Source organism: Vibrio sp. Vb0667, assembly GCF_033391095.1.
This window is the reverse complement of the sequence record NZ_JAWPOL010000026.1, coordinates 21,099-40,225: the sequence shown is the minus strand read 5'-3', so window position 1 is coordinate 40,225 and position 19,127 is coordinate 21,099. Positions and strand designations below refer to the sequence as shown.

Below are 19,127 nucleotides of genomic sequence, written 5' to 3'. Positions count from 1 at the left end.
TAGGTATGACACAATTTTTCGCAGCCGCCGGGATCAAAAACCCGCATCTCCAAACGCTTTTGCCGCGTTTTATTCGCAAAAAAGCGTTGTTTACGCCGATTTGGCAAACCCTCGATACATCCGATGGCGACTTTCTCGATCTCGCGTGGAGCGAGGACCCAACCCAAGAGCCTGCACAAAAAAAGCCGATTTTTGTTTTATTTCATGGGTTAGAGGGGTGCTTCTATAGCCCTTATGCCAATGGGTTAATGAATGCATTTGCTCAATCTGGATGGCTGTCGGTGATGATGCATTTTCGTGGCTGCAGCGGTAAACCAAACAAAAAAGCACGAGCTTACCATTCGGGTGAAGTGACGGATGCTCGTTACTTCCTAGAGCACCTTGAACAACGTTTTCCTGATCACCCCAAAGTTGCGGTTGGTATTTCTCTTGGCGGTAACATGTTGGCGAATTATTTAGCCCAATATAAAGACCACCCTATTTTGAATGCAGCGACTATTATCTCAGCGCCTTTAGACCTAGCAGCGTGTGCAAACCGTATTGAACAAGGCTTTTCGAAAGTGTATCGCCGTTACCTACTCTCTTCACTCAAACGCAACGCGTTGCAAAAACATCACTTGTTGCATGGCGAGCTCGCTTTGTCTTACAACTCAATAAAACGTGTCACACGATTGTATGAATTCGATGATTTGATCACGGCACCACTGCACGGCTTTAAAGACGCACAAGATTATTACGACCAATGCTCTGGCTTAAGTAAACTACAGCAAATCACGCTACCGACACTGATCATCCATGCCAAAGACGATCCGTTCATGACCGACGATGTGATCCCGAAGTTTGTTCTGCCAGATAACATTGATTACCGTCTCTTTGAGCACGGCGGCCATGTTGGCTTCCTGACAGGAACGGCGTTAAAACCTAAGTTTTGGTTGGAGGAAGCGCTGCCTGCGTATTACGAAAGTATCGCCGCAGATTACCTTTCTGCTGTATCCAAGCAACGAACGCAGTAAACTAGCCGCTCATCATAAAAGTTAGAGGTATTTATGATCATTCCATGGCAAGACATTGCGCCGGAAACATTGGAAAACTTAATTCGTGAATTCGTCTTACGCGAAGGAACGGATTACGGAACCGTCGAGGTTTCTTTGCAAGACAAAATTGATCAAGTTAAAGCTCAATTGGAAAAAGGTGAAGCGGTTATCGTGTTCTCTGAGCTACACGAAACCGTCGATATTCAGCATAAAACAAAATTTTAGACCCTTCACATTTTACCGTATCCCACTCGATGACAAGGTATTGTTACGTGCTAAGGTATTGTTACGTGCTATAGTGGGATATCGACCGTGCAGTAGTAACTCTACTGCACATTACAGGTAAGTAATTTTCGACAAGGTTTGTCATGTCAGCTAAACACCCAATTATTGCGGTTACTGGTTCGTCCGGTGCCGGCACGACCACTACATCTGAAGCCTTCCGTAAAATGTTCAATATGATGAACGTTAAACCCGCATGGGTTGAAGGCGATAGCTTCCATCGCTTTACTCGCCCAGAAATGGACATCGAAATTCGCAAAGCCCGCGAGCAAGGTCGACACATTAGCTACTTTGGCCCACAAGCTAATGACTTCCCGGGATTAGAAGAGTTTTTCCGTAAGTTCGGGCATGACGGCACTGGCAGCGTGCGCCGTTATCTGCACACGTTTGACGAAGCGGTTCCCTACAATCAAATGCCAGGCACGTTTACACCGTGGCAAGACTTACCCGAAAACAGCGACGTGCTGTTTTATGAAGGGTTACATGGTGGCGTGGTCGATGGCGATGTTAATGTTGCTCAACATGTGGATTTCTTAATCGGCATGGTGCCGATTGTGAACTTAGAGTGGATACAAAAATTCGTACGTGACACTCGCGATCGCGGCCATTCGCGTGAAGCGGTAATGGACTCAATCGTGCGATCCATGGACGATTACCTCAACTATATCACTCCGCAGTTTTCTCGTACTCACATCAACTTCCAGCGCGTACCGACCGTTGATACTTCCAACCCACTTAATGCAAAAGGCATCCCTAGTTTGGATGAGAGTTTTGTGGTGATTCGCCTACGCGGTATCAAGAATGTCGACTTCCCATATCTGCTGGCCATGATTGATGGCTCATTCATGTCACGCCACAACACGATTGTCGTACCCGGCGGTAAGATGAGCTTTGCAATGGAGCTCATAGTTCGGCCTATCCTACAACAGCTCATCGAAACAGGGAAAATTGGCTAAAAACCTGCCTGCGAAGATGTTTACTTTTCATACCGTGATCATGTGCACAGTTTTGCTTACAAAATCTCAATCATGGCACGATTAAAATCAAGAAATCGTTTTCGAAAAAGGATACTATTTCTTACCGAAACACAAGAGAGCTTGCAGCATATAAAAAGTGCTCTTATTCTAGTAGGCCTAATTCAGGCTTAGCTAAAATATGGATAGCGCAAGCGTACCCTGCAGAGGAAGTGAGATATTATGGTTCTAGGTAAACCTCAAACCGACCCAACATTAGAGTGGTTTCTTTCACACTGTCATATTCATAAGTACCCTTCAAAGAGCACGCTAATTCACGCGGGCGAAAAGGCAGAAACTTTGTACTACATCGTTAAAGGTTCTGTTGCGGTTCTTATCAAAGACGAAGAAGGTAAGGAGATGATCCTTTCTTACCTAAACCAAGGAGACTTTATTGGTGAACTTGGTCTATTCGAGGAAGACCAAGAGCGCACAGCTTGGGTTCGTGCTAAATCTCCTTGTGAAGTTGCTGAAATTTCTTTCAAGAAGTTCCGTCAGCTTATCCAAGTAAACCCAGACATCCTAATGCGTCTTTCTGCGCAGATGGCTCGTCGTCTTCAAGTAACTAGCCAAAAAGTGGGTGACCTGGCGTTCCTAGACGTAACTGGTCGTATCGCTCAGACGCTTCTGAACCTTGCAAAACAACCAGACGCAATGACTCATCCAGACGGCATGCAAATCAAGATCACTCGTCAAGAAATCGGTCAAATTGTTGGCTGTTCTCGTGAGACAGTAGGTCGTATCTTGAAGATGCTAGAAGAGCAGAACCTAATCTCTGCTCACGGTAAAACCATCGTGGTTTACGGTACTCGTTAATCTCGAACTAGAGTGACACGAACAAAATTATAAAAGCCACCAATGGCAACATTGGTGGCTTTTTATTTACTCATGACCAAATGAGATAGGGTGCAGCGAACACTAATGAGTAAGCTTAACAGGTTAACCCTAAAACTTAGCCATTCGTGCTTTCAAAGATTTTGTCAGCTGAAGCGGCCACGAAACCTGGGTACAAATCACCATTTTCCATCGGATAGCGCTTAGCAAATTCATAAAACCCGCCAGGGATAATTTCAGTGCCTTCGCTAAAACGAACCGCTACTTTATCTGCCATGGTCGATGACTGCTCTAGCAACACCTCAGGAGTGCCCTTCACTTCACCACCATTTTCATTAATGGTAAACCCAGCGGTACGCAGATGATCGTTTACCTGCTTCACTTCTTCATATTCATTGAGCTGGTTAACGCTCACCGTGAAGTGGTTTGCTCCGTAACCATGCGCCGCAAGCCAAGATGCGTACTCACTTTCTTTAGCCAACGTTTGGTAATCAGCAAAGCTTAAATCCCACAAGCGTCCACCATGTAAGAATGCGCTATCGTTCAGCTTGTCAGCATCGACTTGTGCCACCAAATTTTTCACAATCTCTTGTAGCTCAGACGAGCACTCTTCAACTTTTAGCTCACTAATAAATACTTTAGGTTGCTTCGGATCTGGGTGCTCATAGTGCTTAGCAACCAGCTTTTTGCTTTCGAAAACGTAATCACCACACGCCTTGTAACCAATAGCTACAAATGGCTTAGCTAGAGTTTCAATACCAAGAGGCGCGATATTGAAGGTACGTAAAGCTATATGATCATTAATCAGAGGCTCATCTTCTTGAAGCAGCTGATGCACTTTAGCAGCCGAAGGGCAAAGACGTTGAATGTAATCTTGCCATAGCGATTCAAATAACACATCGGGCGTCATAACGACTCCTTGTTACGAGATGTAGAGTTTAAAGGTAAGCGGAAGTTGGCTGCTCGTTCACAACAAAAGTTGTCCAGAATAATGAACGAGCAACCATCAACCTGTGACGGTAAATGCCAGTCAGTCAACACGCTTTTCCGAGTCTTTGCTCACTTTTCGTGTTCTGCCAACGATCACTACAACCCATACCTAAATGATGCGCCGGCAAGGTGAGCCGCAATGCATAGTTGCGACTCTATTATTAAAACTTATAGCGCTACACCTGGACTCAATGTTGCAGGCAAGACAGTCTCTTGACCTTCCATTGATGCCATTGGGTACGCACAGTAATCTGCTGCGTAGTAAGCGCTTGGGCGCAAGTTACCCGACGCTCCCGGACCACCAAATGGCGCATCACCACTTGCACCAGTGAGCTGGCGGTTACGGTTCACGATACCTGCACGAATGTGGTCAACGAAGTATTCCCATTCTTGGTCGTCGGTTGAGACCAAACCAGCAGATAAGCCAAAGCGCGTATCGTTTGCTAGCGCCACGGCTTTGTCTAACCCTTCGTAACGCACCACTTGCAGAAGTGGGCCGAAGTATTCTTCATCTGGTAACTCAGCAATGTTCGTTACATCAATGATGCCAGGAGAAACAAACGCCGCCTCTCCTGCTTTCGCTTCAATCAAGCTTTCACCGCCAAGAGACTGTAGATTAGCTTGTGCATCAAGAATAAACTTGGCTGCCGCGACCGAAATTTGCGGTCCCATAAATGGCGCAGGTTCTGCAAATGGTTGGTCTACGCGAATATTGCGTGTCGCTTCGACGAGCTTAGTGATAAGCGCATCGCCTTTTTCACCCAATGGCACATACAAACGACGAGCACACGTACAACGCTGCCCAGCACTGATAAACGCTGACTGGATGATGGTGTAAACCGTGGCATCCAAATCACCATATTTATCAGAGATCACCATCGGGTTATTACCACCCATTTCTAGTGCGAGCATCTTGCCCGGTTGACCAGCAAATTGACGGTGTAATACATGCCCCGTATTCGCGCTACCCGTAAACAGTACGCCATCAATGCCTTTAGCGTCAGCGAGGGCGATACCAGTTTCTTTCGCGCCTTGAACAAGGTTAATCACGCCTTTCGGCAGACCGGCTTCTTCCCATAGCTTCATTGCCAATTCACCCGTCCATGGCGTTTGCTCAGACGGTTTGAAGACTACCGTGTTACCAGCCAGTAGCGCTGGCACAATGTGACCATTTGGTAGGTGGCCTGGGAAGTTGTAAGGACCAAACACCGCCATCACGCCCAATGGGCGGTGGCGCAATACGATTTGGTTGCCTGCTGCTTCACGGCTCGCCTCACCAGTACGGTCATGATAAGCGCGAGTCGAAATGGCAATTTTACCTGCCATGGCTGCTGCTTCAGTGCGCGTTTCCCAAATCGGCTTACCAGTTTCTTTGGCAATCACTTCGGCGATTTTTTCGCTGTTCTCTTTTACTTTCTCCGCAAAAGCCAACACGATTGCCTCACGCTCTGAAAATGGACGCTTTTTCCAGTCAATAAACGCTTCACGCGCTGCAGATACCGCCTGGTTCACCTGCTCTGCCGTTGCACCTTTGCCTTGCCAGATCACTTCTTGGTTGTACGGCGACAGAGACGTAAATGCTTCACCCTGACCTTGTACCCATTCACCTGCAATCCAATGTGTCATTGTTTCTATCCTTAAATTCTGTCGTCTGTTACTGCGGAAGAAGGCGAACGAAATCCCCTTCTTCAACCGAAAGTGCATCCGCAACGTCTGGTGCGATCATTACGCTCTGTGTCTCTGCGTCATACGCCGCCTTAGTGACTGTCGCACGGAAGTTCTCGAAAGATGAATTACACATCAAGAAGTCTTGTGTGCTGGAATGTTCAGAGATTTTGACTTGCGCACGGAATGAATGACGTACCGACTCAATATTACGCAGATCACACTCAACCGTTGGGCCACCATCGAAGATGTCGACGTAGCCTCGGTTGGTAAAACCTTCACGCTCAAGCAGCTTCAGCGCTGGACGCGTGTTGTCATGTACTTGACCAATCACGGCTTGCGCTTCTGGGCTGAGCAGGTTGATGTAAATAGGCAGTTTCGGCATCAAGTCGGCGATAAAGCCTTTCTTGCCGATACCTGTCAGGTAATCTGCAAGCGTGAAATCGATAGAGAAGAAATGCTCTTGAAGCCATTGCCAGAATGGTGAATTACCCTCGTCGTCTGAAACGCCACGCATCTCCGCAAAGATCGTTTCAGAGAAGCGCTCTGGGTGCTCTGCCATCATTAGGAAACGACACTTCGACATTAGACGACCATTCAGACCTTGGCGGAATTTCTCACGCAAGAACAAGGTACAAATTTCGCTGTTACCCGTGTAGTTATTACCAAAAGTAAGCAGTTTAACGACGTTGTTAACGCCAAGCTTTGGCGACGAGTGCACGACTTTACTAATGTGATATGAGTAAAATGGGACATCCCAGCCGATAGATGCTTCGATTCCGGTGGTACCCGCAACCTCACCCGTTTCAGAGTCAAAGCCAACCATCAGGTAGCCTTCATCGCCTGGTTCTGCCACATCTGGCTTACCAAAGCTGTACTCTGAATGTTTGATTCGATTGGTTAACAGTTCTTCGTTAACCGGTAGAGATGTAAATCCGTGACCAGACTCCACCGCACAAGTGTGCAGTGCGTCGTAATCCGACATCGCGATAGGGCGAACTACTAGCATCAATACTCCCTCCAGATGCAAGAAGATCCTAACTATATTGTAGGAACAATTCCCCCATCAGAGATCCTTGACGGGGGTGTCTGCGTTGACGTTTAAACTGATATCGCGCTTAAACTAAAGTCGCGATCGCTTTATCCAGTTTCGCCAAGCCTTCTTCAATTTCTTGTTGTGTGATAACGAGTGATGGTGTGAAACGTACGACATTGGCACCCGCAACCAATACCATGAGACCTTGTTTACCTGCAGCAACCAGCACGTCACGCGCACGGCCTTGCCATTCTTCATTTAGTGCAGCGCCAAGTAATAGGCCTTGACCGCGCACTTCTGAGAAGATGTTGTACTTCGCGTTGATCTTCTCTAGACCTTCACGGAACATTGCTTCGCGTTCTAGCACACCAGCCAACACCTCTGGCTTAGTAACTTCATTTACAACCGCTTCTGCAACCGCACACGCTAGTGGGTTACCGCCATATGTAGAACCGTGAGTGCCCACTTTCATGTGCTCTGCCAATTTTGCTGTCGTTAGCATTGCACCGATCGGGAAACCGCCACCAAGTGATTTCGCAGTACTTAGAATATCTGGCGTGATACCTAAACCTTGGTAAGCGTAGAAGTTACCTGTACGGCCATTACCAGTTTGCACTTCATCGAAGATCAGTAAGGCGTTGTGTTTGTCACACAGCTCGCGAACCGCTTGAGCGAACTCAGGCGTTGGTGGCACGATGCCGCCTTCACCTTGTAGTGGCTCCATCATGACCGCACAAGTACGATCAGACATGTGTGCTTGTAAAGCTTCGATATCGTTGTAAGGAAGGTGTGTCACGTCGCCTGGCTTAGGACCGAAGCCGTCAGAGTATGCCGCTTGGCCACCAACCGTTACGGTAAAGAATGTACGACCGTGGAAACCTTGTTTGAATGCAATGATTTCAGATTTCTCAGTGCCATGAACGTCTGCAGCATAACGACGTGCCAGCTTCAAAGCGGCTTCGTTTGCTTCTGCGCCAGAGTTAGCAAAGAACACACGCTCAGCAAAACTCACTTCTGTTAGCTTTTTCGCCAGGCGAAGGGCTGGTTCGTTCGTCATAACGTTACTTAAGTGCCAAAGCTTGTTAGCTTGCTCTGTTAGTGCGTTTACCATTACTGGATGACAATGGCCAAGACAGCTCACTGCAATACCACCAGCAAAGTCGATGTATTCATTACCTTCCTGATCCCAAACACGTGAACCTTCACCTTTAACAGGGATCATTTCCATCGGGTTATAGCAAGGTACCATTACCTCATCGAATAAACCGCGCTCTACTTTAATTTCCGTTGTCATTGCACATTCCTTCTTGATACCGCATGCGTAGCAGATAAGCGAATTTAACCGGCTCTCTTTGCCAGCAAATAATGTTTTGCATTTAAGCTATTGCGGCATTGTATTTACATTTAATTAACCATTTCAATAGTGATTTATTCTTTTCGTTCTCGAAAGCAACTTCCATTAATCACTGCTTATGACTATTTATGCATCAAGAAAGTAAAATAGAGAAGTGATTTTTTATAAATGTTATGTAATACAGGGGATAGAAGGTTTAAAAAGACATGAATAGACAAAGAGACTCGAGAGAATCGCATAGTTTTGCAATCCGCTCACCTCAGCAAAAAGATGAATGATTTGTTAAGAAAAGTGATCGCGATCAGATCGTTTTGCGTGCTAAAAAGTTCGCAAGCAACTCGTGACCTTGCTCAGTTTTGATTGATTCTGGGTGGAACTGCACCGCATCAATTGGCAAGGTTTTATGTTGGTAACCCATTATTTCATCCATGCTTCCGTCAGGCAGTTCTGTCCATGCAGTCAGTTCAAACACGTCGGGTAAAGTACCGTTTTTCACCACAAGAGAGTGATAACGGGTTACCGTGAGTGGGTTATTCAGATTTTTAAACACACTACGACCGTTGTGACGAATCGGTGAGGTCTTACCGTGCATCACTTGTCGTGCACGTACCACTTTGCCCCCAAACACTTGCGCTATCGCTTGATGGCCAAGACAAACACCCAATATTGGAAGCTTACCAGCGAAGTGTTCTATCGCTTTCAGTGAAATACCTGCTTCGTTCGGCGTACATGGCCCTGGCGAGATCACCAAATGAGTTGGGTTGAGCGCCTCAATGCCTTGGATATCGATTTCATCGTTACGCACCACCTTTACGTCTGCACCAAGCTCGCAGAAGTATTGGTAAAGGTTGTAGGTAAACGAATCATAATTATCGATAATTAACAGCATGGGACTACATCGTGGAAACCTGAAAGCGAGTATTGTGCCGCCTTTTTATCTAAACGCAAGTACGATCAGTTATTCCACCTCGGCTTGCAGGAACTTACTCAGCAGGCTTTCCAACGCATTTCTTTCTTCAGAGTCGAGACAAGTTAAGTGCTGTTCCATGCTCGCGACATGCGCTTCAAGCACCTGATCTAAAAAGGCAACACCGTCTTCCGTCAATGTCACTCGATTACTTCTGCGGTCGCTTTCGCTCGCTACGCGGTGCACCCAACCTTTTTGTACTAGGCCTTCTAATCGGGTACTTACCGCACCAGACGAAATCATCAACGTTTTGTACAACGTTGTCGGAGTGACGGGTTCGACGCTACGTCTTAACGTCGCCAGAATATCGAACTCAATCGCGCTGATCCCAGCATCACCGCACACTTGGCCATGGGCCTGTTCCCAGAAGTTTGCCGCGCGACGAATTCGCCCAACCACGCCCATCGAAGAACAATCTAAGTCAGGTCGTGCTTGCTGCCACTGCTGAAGAATCTTATCTACACCGTCCATTACATCATCCTCACGATCATCACTAACTAAAAATCTTTTCAAAAAGATACTTGACCAAAAGAAAAAACACCATTACTTTTAAAAAACAATCTTTCACGAAAGATACTTTTACAGGAGTTATTATGACCAGCGCAGAAAGGATTCAAGCAATACTGCTCACCGCGATTGCTCCCACCGTTTGGGGCAGCACCTATATCGTCACTACTGAGTTGCTACCCGCAGACAGTCCCCTGCTCGCTTCTGCGATACGCGCACTGCCTGCAGGATTACTGCTCATCGCGTATACACGCTGCTTTCCGAACCAGCAATGGTGGGGAAAACTCGCTTGCCTTGGAACGCTCAACATCGGGCTGTTTTTCTACTGTTTATTTTTTGCGGCGAGCTACCTGCCCGGAGGAACGGCGGCATTGGTCATGTCGAGCCAACCGATCATCGTGATGCTACTCAGTGGGCTGGTATTAAAAAGTAAGATCGCCTTGAGCCACTGCATCGCAGCAATCTTCGGGGTGCTTGGTGTAGCGCTTATCGTCATCAACGAAACGGTGCAGATCAGCGCGCAAGGAATTGTTCTGGCGGTACTAGGTACATTAAGCATGGCAAGTGGCGTGGTGCTCACCAAATACTGGGGACGTCCGGAGAATATGTCGACATTGGCGTTCACTGGCTGGCAACTCCTCGTCGGAGGCATCCTTTTATTACCTGCAGCGCTATGGTTTGAAGGTCTACCGGAGACCATTTCGCTAAAAAACTTGGCCGGATACAGCTACCTAACCATAGTGGGCGCGGTACTCGCTTACGCACTGTGGTTTAAAGGAATCGAGCGTCTTCCTGCAACAAACGTCGCGTTTCTAGGATTTCTGAGTAGCGTCTCGGCGAGCGTGTTGGGCTACGTATTTTTAGATGAAATACTCACACCACTGCAATTGTTAGGTGCAGGAGCAATACTGGTTTCGATCTTTTTGGCCTCCCATAGTCCTAAAGCTGCAAATGCATAACTCCAATAAACAAGATATAAAATTCAAAAGGAAATGATTATGAAACTAACGATTGTCTCTGGCAGCCAAAGGGCAAATTCACAAAGTCTCAACGTAGCTCGTTTTCTCAAACAGCACGGTTTGCAAGAATTCGACCAAGTGGAGATCCTCGACCTGCATGAACTGAACCTGCCATTTTGGAATGAAGGCGTTTGGCAAGGTATCCAAGAGTGGGATGTTTGGACACCAATCGCGCAAAAACTGCAAGAGTCTGACGCGTTTGTCTTTATCACACCGGAATGGCACGGGATGGCAACCCCTGCGCTGAAAAACTTCCTATTGCTGACGACAGCAAACGAACTGGCACATAAACCTGCACTATTGGTGAGTGTCAGCGTGAGTATCAACGGTGTTTACCCGATCAGCGAATTGCGCATGACCGGCAGCAAAAATAACCACGTGTGCTTTTTGCCTGACCACCTCATTGTGCGCAACAGCGATAAACTCATCGATCAAGATGCGAATAGCGATGACAGTGATTTTGTCGCTCGCACCCAATACACCTTGAAACTGCTCAGCTATTACGCGAGCGCATTAGCACCAGTGCATCAGGACATGCTGCCGCTTGGTAAACCATTCACCTACGGGATGTAATCGTCATTTAAGCCGCTCAGTATTGGGCGGCGTTTAGTTTAACCTCTCTCCAAGCAACTATTAGCAACGCTAATAGTTTCAGTAGTAATCCGGTTTGTTTGAATTGTTTCAATAGTGTTAAATCATTCTCAATTAAAGGGGAGATGTATGAACATTATTGAAGTCTTAGAACCTTGGTTAGCCGACGCGATTAGTCTCCGTCATGCCATTCATAAACAACCAGAATTAGGTTTTGAAGAAAATAACACTCAAGCGTTAGTGGTTGCCGAGCTCGAAAAGTACGGCGTCGATGAAATCTGTACTGATTTCGCCAAAACGGGCGTGGTGGGTGTGATTCACGGCTCGCTCGGGGACGGAAAGAGCATCGGTCTTCGCGCCGACATGGACGCGCTACCCATCCATGAAGCCAACACATTTGCCCACCGTTCGTGCCACGACGGTAAAATGCACGCTTGTGGCCATGACGGTCACACCACTATGTTGTTACTCGCTGCGCGCTACTTGGCCCAGTCGCGTAACTTTGCAGGCAAAGCGGTGCTGATATTCCAACCGGCAGAAGAAGGTCGCGGTGGCGCCGAGACCATGATCACCGACGGCGTGTTAGAGCGCTTCCCGATCGACGAATGCTACGCTCTGCACAATATGCCGGGCATTCCTGAAGGGCATTTCGCATTTAAGACGGGGCCAATAATGGCGAGCTCTGACCGTCTGTTTGTCACTGTCGACGGAAAAAGTGGTCATGCTGGCTTACCACACACAACCCAAGATCCATTACTTGTCGCGACCCATATTTACCAAGGTATTCAAGGCATGGTCAGCCGCAACTACGACCCGTTTGATCCACTAGTGGTTTCGGTCACACAGCTGCATTGTGGAGAAACAACCAACGCCATCGCCGACCAAGCTCATATGAGCGGTACGTTCCGTACTTTGTCTCAACAAACACGAGATAGCTTGGTTGAACGACTCGAGCAACTAGTAGCTCACAGCGCCAAGGCGCACGGGATGCAAGCAGAATTTAAACTCGGACCAATTTCTCACCCACCGACGGTTAACACCGAAAACGAAACTCGGCGAGCGATCGACGCAGCGGCTCAAACCGTTGGAGCTGAGCGCGTTAACCCAAGCTGTGAAGCTATGCTAACCAGCGAAGACTTCGCCTTTTTCCTCAACAAAGTACCGGGTTGCTACGGCTTTATCGGCAACGGCACTGAGGAGCAAGGATGCAGCGTTGGCCTGCACAACAAAGCCTACGACTTTAACGATCGGCTGCTGCCGATTGGCGCCGCTTACTTTATCAATTTGATTGAACAGCAATAACAACAAATGAGGGGAAGTGACTCCCCTTTTTACACAAAGGAGTGTTCTAACAATGTCGACTGCAATTACGCAAAAATCAAGTTCAGGCGCGTCAATGATCGACCGCATTGAGCGACTGGGCGATAAAGTCCCTCATCCCTTCTATTTGTTTATCTTCCTGTGCCTCAGCGTCATGCTGCTCTCTTGCCTATTCTCGTTTATTGGCGGCGACGTGACCCATCCATCTACGGGTGAAGTAGTGCACGTTAAGAGCCTAATCAGTGGTGAAGGTCTGGTTTACATCCTGCAATCGACGGTGAATAACTTCGTCTCGTTTAAACCACTCGGATTGGTCTTATGTATGATGCTAGCGGTGGGGCTATTGCAAGAAGTAGGCTTGGCCGACAGTGCAATCAAACAATCATTGCTCAACGCGCCGCGTCAGTTTGTCACCGCGTCGATTTTCGTCACTGGTATCATCGGTAACCTCGCCTCAGACGCTGCGTTCATTTTGGTTCCCCCTCTCGCAGGTCTGATTTTTGCGGCAACCAACCGCAACCCAATTGTCGGCATCGCCGCAGGTTTTGTCGCGGTCGCGGCTGGGTTTACCGCCAACCTATTTATTGCTGGCACCGATGTATTACTTTCCGGTATTTCAACCGAAGCGTCTGCCATCGTTGAACACGTCGAAGTTAGCCCGGCAGCAAACTGGTACTTTATGTTGCTTTCCGTTCCGATTTTAGTCGTCACAGGGACGCTCATCACCGACAAATACATCGAGCCTAAATTCGCGCATAAAGTGACAACCAACCACGCCGATAGTGAACCGTCTTTTGAAATTACCACTAAGCAAAAGAGTGCGTTGAAATGGGCTGGAGCAGCGTCTTTGGTGTTTATCGCTTTGCTTTTGGCCGCCCTGCTGCCAGCCGATTCACCTCTGCGTAATGCAGACGGCGGTTTGGTACCTTCACCTTTCCTAAAAGGGATTATCCCGATCATCATGGCATTCTTCTTTATGAATGCGGTGGTTTACGGCGTCAAAGCGGGTACGATCAAACAAGCCAGTGATATTCCTGACTTGATGTCCAAAGCGCTCAAGGGCGTTGGCGGCTACATTGTCTTGGTATTTGTGATTGCCCAGTTCATTGCTTGGTTTAAGTGGTCTAATTTAGCTATCTTTATTGCGGTGAATGGTGCGGAATGGATTTCGTCTGTCGAGATGCCAAAGCTGGCGATGATGGCGCTGTTTATGATGCTTGCTGGCGTGATGAACATGATTGTGTTTAGTGGTTCGGCGCAATGGGCGATCATGGCCCCGGTATTTATCCCACTCTTTATGTTACTTGGCGTAGACCCGCAAATTACGCAAATGGGCTACCGTATTGCCGACTCCACCACCAACATCATTTCACCGACCAATCCATATATTCCGATGGTACTGGCGCTGATCGCCAAATATAACCCGCAAGTGAAATTTGGTACTTTCCTCGCGATGATGGTGCCATACGCTCTGGTGCTATTTAGTGTTTGGGGCGGGCTATTCCTGATTTACATGCTGACAGGTTTACCCGTCGGGCCAATGTAACGTCGCTTAACGACTGGGGATAAACTCAGCAAAGCCCCAGTCGCTGACATGCTTTTTCAAAATCAAACTGAACTCATCGACTAACTCTCGATGAGTTTCTTTACGTGTAATGAGCCCTACTGAGCGGTACTGAACCGGTTGAACAATCGGAATAAAGCGAACTTCCACGTTGTTGCTCAACTCACCGATAGTGGAAGACAGAATCGTCGAACCTAGTCCGCTGGAAATCATCCCTAATAGTGTTGAGGTATGCGAAGCGCTCAACTCCGGATCATAGGTTAAACCAATGCGTTGAAACGCTTCGTCAGCAAGTGTGCGTAAACTGTTCCCAGGGCTGACACCAATCGACGCGTATTGATGCGCTTGTTCCCAACTGACTTGCTTATGCTCGGCGAGCGGATGGTCTTGCCGGCAAACAAAGCACAGGTAATCGCGAAACAGTAAATCAAAGTTCAATTCTGGGTGATTCGGATTGGTGTTGATGCCGATGTCTGCCTGCCCTTGTAGTACTGAATGGGTAATGTCATCAACCCGTTCTTCAATTAAGCGAAAAGTAAAATCTGGATAGCGCTTTTTCAGGTCATTGAGGGTTTTCGGCGCTAAGGATGCACACAACGTATATAGCGACGAAACCACCAGCGACTTGTTGTAGCCGTGTTGGCGGTCTTTGTTTTGCTGAACTAGTTTATCCAAGCGATTAACGATAAATCGCGCTTCCTGATACAACTGCTCGCCCGCTTCGGTGAGGATGATTTTCCTGCCTTGGCGCTGATAGAGTTCGCTGGTAAGTTGCTGGGTCAGCTTTTTCATCATCTGGCTCAACGCAGACTGGGTGATGTGCACCTTTTCAGCGGCATAAGTAAAATTTTGTTCCTCAGCCAAGGCGATAAAAGCTTTGAGCTGACGATAGCTAATGTCCATTTAGTAGTCTCACCCTTTGCTCTGCTGAAAAAGTATACCCAAACTTGGTAACTAATACGTCAATATGATTATCCATTTCTATATTTTTTCTGAACATAAAGGCCAGCATAGGCTGGCCTTTGGTCTTTACAGTTATTTAGGAACTGTTTGTCAGGAAGTAAATTCGCTTAGCGGCGACGACGGAATAAGCCGAGACCTAGCAGCGCAAATAGCGCGCCAAAACCAAACGAACCACCATCTGAATCCTTCGACCCTTCTGTTCCAGTTTCAGTTTGCGTCATTGAAACATCACGAACAGAGCTAAACTTCACGATATTACCTGTCGAGTCAGTCACTTTCTCTTCTAACTGATAATTACCTTGCTCTGGCGTTTGTTCAAACTCAATATTCACGCTACGCGCATCAATATCAGCTTGAACTAAGGTTTGGCTAGCCGAGTAAGCTTTCGTATCGCTGCTTGCCGCAGCCGCTTGTGTGGATGGCGTTAAGTTCACCGTAACAATATCACCTACAACCGCCGTTGGTGGTAAACGGACATCGACGGCTAAGTTGTCACCTGCTTTCGGTAAATCGATGTCATCATCTGGTAAATCAATCGCGATGATCACTGGATCGTGGTCAGAGGCAGAGAACGCATCTTTGTACTTCGGCATATCACCTGTGTACTTGCTGCTGTATTCGAACAAGTTACTCTCTAGTGAGTTGATGTGCCAATCTTCAATTGCTACCACTTTTTGCGCTAGGCTACTGCTTGCCAATGCGTGGTCCAAATTACCCAGCTCGCCCGAATAGGTGTAAGAAAACGTATCAGCGCCGTGCAGCAACGTGTTTAAGTTGTGCAGACCGTAACCTTTTTCAATTTTGGTCTTCTCTACTTGAAGTTCACCATCACCAATGGTTGTGTAAGCAGCAGTATAAATGTCACGGCCGTATTTCTCTTTCGAGTAATCAGTCAGTGTCAGAAGTGGGTCTTCCATGCCATAAGCATTGAGATCGCCCATGAGCAATACATCGCCTTTCACCTCTTTCAACGCTTCACCCACTGCGTGCGCAGCAGAAACGCGGAAGTTGTTACAGTTGCCTTGCAGGTCCGCTGGCTCAGAATCTTCTACACCAGCAATCCACTCTTCAATACACTCAGAGCCTTTCGACTTAAAGTGGTTTACGACAATAGACAAATCTTCACCCGTCTCTTTCACCGTAAAGGTCTGAAGTAGACTGTGTCGTTGGTACTTATCGTAAGCAGGGTTACTTTCTGTGCCCTCTTTACGAGTAATTGTGTTTTCTGCAATGTGCTGCTCTGGCGTGATGATCACTTTTGCAGCGTCTTTTGGCGTTACTGCGTTAGCACGATATAAAATCGCCACCATGATCGCATCACTGCCAAAGTATTCGTCTTGGTATTTGTCTTGCTCTTCGATTTCGACATACGTGTAATGATCTTCAGCGTCATCAATCTCAGCATTTAGGGCATCAACTAAGTTTTGGATAGCACTGCCATCACCAAAGCCATTGTTCTCGACTTCCATCAAACCAATGATGTCAGCGTCCATCTTGTTCATCGCCGCAACGATTTTCGCTTGCTGGATCAGGAATTCGTCTAGATTAGTCGCACCACGGTTTTGTCCGGTTGGGTTTTCATGGCCACTGTCAGCCACGGAGTTGAAGTAGTTCAGTACGTTGAAGCTTGCAATACGCAAATCTGAGTCCGCAATCGCTGGGGCATCTTTACGAGCCACATCGAAGCCTTCACCTGAAGTCACAAAGTTGGTGTTATCGACTTCATTGGTCGCAATCAGGCGGTATTCGTTGTAGCTGTAAGCCACGACACCCTGAAGACCTTCTACTCGAGAACCAAGGCGAATGTGCTGCTCTGAAGAGCCATCTTGGTCTGCATCTTTAGCAAAATCTGGGTAGTATGGGATTTGGCCGTTTGGTGCTTTGCCATCTGATTCTAGGTATACGCGGTTTGCTGCGTTGTCTTTTGCTAGCTCAACGGCTGCATCGCTCTCTGCCGCGTGTAATTGAGTCGGCTTTAACAATGGCGCTTCATGAGAGAGCATCATATTGTTACGACGTGAATCGTAGTCGTAAGAGAAGTTGCGAGTTACAAACAAGTCACTTGCCGAGGTCAACTCAACTTGCATCCCTTCATGACGCTCAAGCGCATCACGTAGTGTCTCACCTTCTTTGATAACAAGATCGGTAACTCGAGAGGTTTCAGAGGTGCCTGTTTTCACATAGCTGTTAGCATCAGAAGCAAGCTGAGTATTGCTGTAATACTCTTGAACTTTACCTTTCACACAAACAACGTCACCAGCTTTCAGCGCCGTGTCTGCCGCGTCAGTATGAATGAACAAGCCTTCTGAGGTCTTGTCGTTGTTGTCGCTTTCTAATGCTTGTAGGTAGAAACCTTTGGTTAGGCCAGTGGTAACAGCAGTCACGACACCCGTTACGAAATGATCTTCGTCAGTAATGTATGGGTAACCATCAATGAATGGAGACGTATCGCCTTCACCTTGAATATCTTGGATGGTAGTGAAGTTAGGTTGCTGACCGTCGACTTCACAAGCGAATGGTGCTGGTGGCTCAGTCGCATTTAGCTCACCAAGGCCGTCAATGTTGTCTTTCTCAAATGCCGTCCACTGAGATGCATCATAAGTAGCAGAAGGGGTTAGTGCATCACTGTTACGAACTAATGTGGTGTCTTTACCAAAATCTACGTCACCCATCACACCGATGATGTCGTGCACTTCACCATCTTTCAGCAGTGCGATCGGGTCGTCACCGTTAAAGTTCGCAACGCTTTTATCTGTGATATCGGCGATAGCTTTGATGGTATCGCTCGCGTCACCATGCGCCAGTACATACACTTGGTTAGCTTGTATCGTCACTTGGCTAAGGTCGAATGTGCTGCCCCAAGTACCACCACCGTTTGATGATTTCGCCAACTCGTAGCCAGTGAGTGTCACCGCAGTATCATCCGTATTAGCGATCTCTACCGCTTTATTATAAGCGCCGCCTTCTACGTATTGGGAAATAATAATCTCTGCGTTCGCGTTTGCACTAAGTGCACTGGCGATGGTTAATGCGAGTATTGAGGGTTTGATTAACGTGTCCATTGTCATACCTGATATTTATGTAAATGCAAATTTAGCTCTGGTTAGAGCCTGCCATTTGCGTCTACTATCAGGTTTATTTATGAAATAAATAAGAATGAGCAATTAAAGCCGTGAAATGAATCACATGTGAATATAAGAAAATATGCCAGAGCATCCCATTCAAACATTTTTTGTAATAAATACAGAGCGCTATTGATAAACAAATCAGAATTTAGATTGATTACTCAGTTTACTTTTTCACTTCATGTTAAGGAGTAGAAAATACATCACTTGTTGAGTTGCTTATTAACCCAACCGTTCCTGTTACAAATAAAAAATATAATTAGTCACTAATTTAGAATGCTTTAATTTTCACTTGTATCACTGTTCAAGCCCAAGAATCTATTACTCGCTTCGTTCTCTCTTATACAGGCCCCTCATACTTCAAAGTTTTCATGATTTATTCAATAACTTTTCATTACTCACTAGCCAAAAACATACACAAAAGATATAACACCTGCGCGAGACAATAAGATCTCATTAGCTGTAAACCCAGGAACGACAAATGAAAAAAATTCAACGCAGTGTGCTAGCTCTCTCCCTACTTGGCTTGATAGCGGGGTGTCAGTTGACCGCCAGTGAGCCACTTCAACCTACGGCGAATCAAGACATCATCGAATCAGCCAAAAATGAACTGGATGGTATTGAAGAGCTAGAAGTCAGTGACGAGGGTGTTATTACCTTTACTCAGCGTCTAAGAACGCCAGGAACCTACTGGATTCCAGCGAGAATTAAAGAACTCAGCTACGATATATCATGCGTACAGCTTAGTTACTTCATTGATAGAGGCATGGTTGTGAAGTCTGCCTTTCTAGGGGCTCGAGGACGTGTTGAATATTACGACATGGAACGCTGTATGAAAGACACACCATTTCAGTAATACAGGC

At 46.9% G+C, this 19,127-nt stretch carries 17 protein-coding genes; 9 read left to right on the top strand and 8 right to left on the bottom strand.

The annotated features are described in order from the left end of the window. The first annotated feature begins 5 nt into the window (after nt 1-5). The 4 genes from R8269_RS18660 (at nt 6) to crp (ending at nt 3,145) form a co-directional block, all read left to right on the top strand. Complete coding sequence (locus R8269_RS18660; RefSeq protein WP_017821747.1) at nt 6-1,013, top strand: hydrolase; 1,008 nt, start codon at nt 6-8, stop codon at nt 1,011-1,013. 33 nt (nt 1,014-1,046) lie between these two features. After that, complete coding sequence (locus tag R8269_RS18655) at nt 1,047-1,259, top strand: YheU family protein (RefSeq protein ID WP_005382815.1); 213 nt, start codon at nt 1,047-1,049, stop codon at nt 1,257-1,259. A gap of 143 nt (nt 1,260-1,402) precedes the next feature. After that, nucleotides 1,403-2,272 carry a phosphoribulokinase gene (locus R8269_RS18650; RefSeq protein WP_005381434.1) on the top strand — a complete coding sequence of 290 codons (870 nt, stop codon included), beginning with the start codon at nt 1,403-1,405 and terminating at the stop codon, nt 2,270-2,272. Nucleotides 2,273-2,512: 240 nt separating this feature from the next. Next, complete coding sequence (gene crp / locus R8269_RS18645) at nt 2,513-3,145, top strand: cAMP-activated global transcriptional regulator CRP (RefSeq protein ID WP_005381432.1); 633 nt, start codon at nt 2,513-2,515, stop codon at nt 3,143-3,145. 136 nt (nt 3,146-3,281) lie between these two features. Here crp and R8269_RS18640 read toward each other — a convergent pair whose 3' ends face one another. From R8269_RS18640 to R8269_RS18615, 6 genes are all read right to left on the bottom strand, one after another. Then, complete coding sequence (locus R8269_RS18640) at nt 3,282-4,073, bottom strand: DUF1338 domain-containing protein (RefSeq protein WP_005381426.1); 792 nt, start codon at nt 4,071-4,073, stop codon at nt 3,282-3,284. A gap of 248 nt (nt 4,074-4,321) precedes the next feature. Further along, nucleotides 4,322-5,779, bottom strand: a complete 1,458-nt coding sequence (astD, locus tag R8269_RS18635; protein WP_258476756.1) for a succinylglutamate-semialdehyde dehydrogenase — start codon at nt 5,777-5,779, stop codon at nt 4,322-4,324. Between the two features lie 28 nt (nt 5,780-5,807). Further along, complete coding sequence (astA, locus tag R8269_RS18630; protein WP_005381422.1) at nt 5,808-6,827, bottom strand: arginine N-succinyltransferase; 1,020 nt, start codon at nt 6,825-6,827, stop codon at nt 5,808-5,810. Between the two features lie 109 nt (nt 6,828-6,936). Continuing rightward, the gene (locus tag R8269_RS18625; RefSeq protein WP_005381420.1) at nt 6,937-8,148 is read right to left on the bottom strand and encodes an aspartate aminotransferase family protein; all 1,212 of its coding nucleotides are present in this window, start codon (nt 8,146-8,148) and stop codon (nt 6,937-6,939) included. 361 nt (nt 8,149-8,509) lie between these two features. After that, nucleotides 8,510-9,097 carry an aminodeoxychorismate/anthranilate synthase component II gene (locus tag R8269_RS18620; RefSeq protein ID WP_005381418.1) on the bottom strand — a complete coding sequence of 196 codons (588 nt, stop codon included), beginning with the start codon at nt 9,095-9,097 and terminating at the stop codon, nt 8,510-8,512. 69 nt (nt 9,098-9,166) lie between these two features. Next, the gene (locus R8269_RS18615; protein WP_005381417.1) at nt 9,167-9,646 is read right to left on the bottom strand and encodes a MarR family winged helix-turn-helix transcriptional regulator; all 480 of its coding nucleotides are present in this window, start codon (nt 9,644-9,646) and stop codon (nt 9,167-9,169) included. A gap of 122 nt (nt 9,647-9,768) precedes the next feature. On the opposite strand from R8269_RS18615, the gene R8269_RS18610 reads away from it, so the two are divergent. From R8269_RS18610 to R8269_RS18595, 4 genes are all read left to right on the top strand, one after another. Beyond that, entirely contained in the window at nt 9,769-10,641 is an 873-nt protein-coding gene (locus tag R8269_RS18610; RefSeq protein ID WP_005381415.1) for an EamA family transporter, read from the top strand. Between the two features lie 39 nt (nt 10,642-10,680). Continuing rightward, on the top strand, nt 10,681-11,274 hold the full coding sequence (locus tag R8269_RS18605) for an NADPH-dependent FMN reductase (RefSeq protein WP_005381413.1): 594 nt from the start codon (nt 10,681-10,683) through the stop codon (nt 11,272-11,274). 147 nt (nt 11,275-11,421) lie between these two features. Then, nucleotides 11,422-12,594: a M20 aminoacylase family protein gene (locus R8269_RS18600; RefSeq protein ID WP_005381411.1), complete on the top strand. Its 1,173-nt coding sequence runs from the start codon at nt 11,422-11,424 to the stop codon at nt 12,592-12,594. A gap of 52 nt (nt 12,595-12,646) precedes the next feature. Then, nucleotides 12,647-14,158 carry an AbgT family transporter gene (locus R8269_RS18595; RefSeq protein WP_318222611.1) on the top strand — a complete coding sequence of 504 codons (1,512 nt, stop codon included), beginning with the start codon at nt 12,647-12,649 and terminating at the stop codon, nt 14,156-14,158. 6 nt (nt 14,159-14,164) lie between these two features. Here R8269_RS18595 and R8269_RS18590 read toward each other — a convergent pair whose 3' ends face one another. Next, nucleotides 14,165-15,079: a LysR family transcriptional regulator gene (locus R8269_RS18590; protein WP_005381405.1), complete on the bottom strand. Its 915-nt coding sequence runs from the start codon at nt 15,077-15,079 to the stop codon at nt 14,165-14,167. Between the two features lie 167 nt (nt 15,080-15,246). Next, on the bottom strand, nt 15,247-18,201 hold the full coding sequence (locus R8269_RS18585; protein ID WP_262652078.1) for an ExeM/NucH family extracellular endonuclease: 2,955 nt from the start codon (nt 18,199-18,201) through the stop codon (nt 15,247-15,249). A gap of 544 nt (nt 18,202-18,745) precedes the next feature. On the opposite strand from R8269_RS18585, the gene R8269_RS18580 reads away from it, so the two are divergent. Further along, nucleotides 18,746-19,120, top strand: coding sequence for a hypothetical protein (locus R8269_RS18580; protein WP_005381401.1), 375 nt, complete (start codon nt 18,746-18,748; stop codon nt 19,118-19,120). The last annotated feature ends 7 nt before the right edge of the window (nt 19,121-19,127 follow it).

What these genes read in the sequence shown, in the direction of transcription:
- R8269_RS18605 (WP_005381413.1), top strand. Translation starts at nt 10,681, where the DNA reads ATGAAACTAACGATTGTCTCTGGCAGCCAAAGGGCAAATTCACAAAGT.
- R8269_RS18590 (WP_005381405.1), bottom strand. Translation starts at nt 15,079, where the DNA reads ATGGACATTAGCTATCGTCAGCTCAAAGCTTTTATCGCCTTGGCTGAG.
- R8269_RS18625 (WP_005381420.1), bottom strand. Translation starts at nt 8,148, where the DNA reads ATGACAACGGAAATTAAAGTAGAGCGCGGTTTATTCGATGAGGTAATG.
- R8269_RS18650 (WP_005381434.1), top strand. Translation starts at nt 1,403, where the DNA reads ATGTCAGCTAAACACCCAATTATTGCGGTTACTGGTTCGTCCGGTGCC.
- R8269_RS18615 (WP_005381417.1), bottom strand. Translation starts at nt 9,646, where the DNA reads ATGGACGGTGTAGATAAGATTCTTCAGCAGTGGCAGCAAGCACGACCT.
- R8269_RS18580 (WP_005381401.1), top strand. Translation starts at nt 18,746, where the DNA reads ATGAAAAAAATTCAACGCAGTGTGCTAGCTCTCTCCCTACTTGGCTTG.
- astD (WP_258476756.1), bottom strand. Translation starts at nt 5,779, where the DNA reads ATGACACATTGGATTGCAGGTGAATGGGTACAAGGTCAGGGTGAAGCA.
- R8269_RS18595 (WP_318222611.1), top strand. Translation starts at nt 12,647, where the DNA reads ATGTCGACTGCAATTACGCAAAAATCAAGTTCAGGCGCGTCAATGATC.
- R8269_RS18640 (WP_005381426.1), bottom strand. Translation starts at nt 4,073, where the DNA reads ATGACGCCCGATGTGTTATTTGAATCGCTATGGCAAGATTACATTCAA.
- R8269_RS18620 (WP_005381418.1), bottom strand. Translation starts at nt 9,097, where the DNA reads ATGCTGTTAATTATCGATAATTATGATTCGTTTACCTACAACCTTTAC.
- R8269_RS18610 (WP_005381415.1), top strand. Translation starts at nt 9,769, where the DNA reads ATGACCAGCGCAGAAAGGATTCAAGCAATACTGCTCACCGCGATTGCT.
- R8269_RS18600 (WP_005381411.1), top strand. Translation starts at nt 11,422, where the DNA reads ATGAACATTATTGAAGTCTTAGAACCTTGGTTAGCCGACGCGATTAGT.
- crp (WP_005381432.1), top strand. Translation starts at nt 2,513, where the DNA reads ATGGTTCTAGGTAAACCTCAAACCGACCCAACATTAGAGTGGTTTCTT.
- R8269_RS18655 (WP_005382815.1), top strand. Translation starts at nt 1,047, where the DNA reads ATGATCATTCCATGGCAAGACATTGCGCCGGAAACATTGGAAAACTTA.
- R8269_RS18660 (WP_017821747.1), top strand. Translation starts at nt 6, where the DNA reads ATGACACAATTTTTCGCAGCCGCCGGGATCAAAAACCCGCATCTCCAA.
- astA (WP_005381422.1), bottom strand. Translation starts at nt 6,827, where the DNA reads ATGCTAGTAGTTCGCCCTATCGCGATGTCGGATTACGACGCACTGCAC.
- R8269_RS18585 (WP_262652078.1), bottom strand. Translation starts at nt 18,201, where the DNA reads ATGGACACGTTAATCAAACCCTCAATACTCGCATTAACCATCGCCAGT.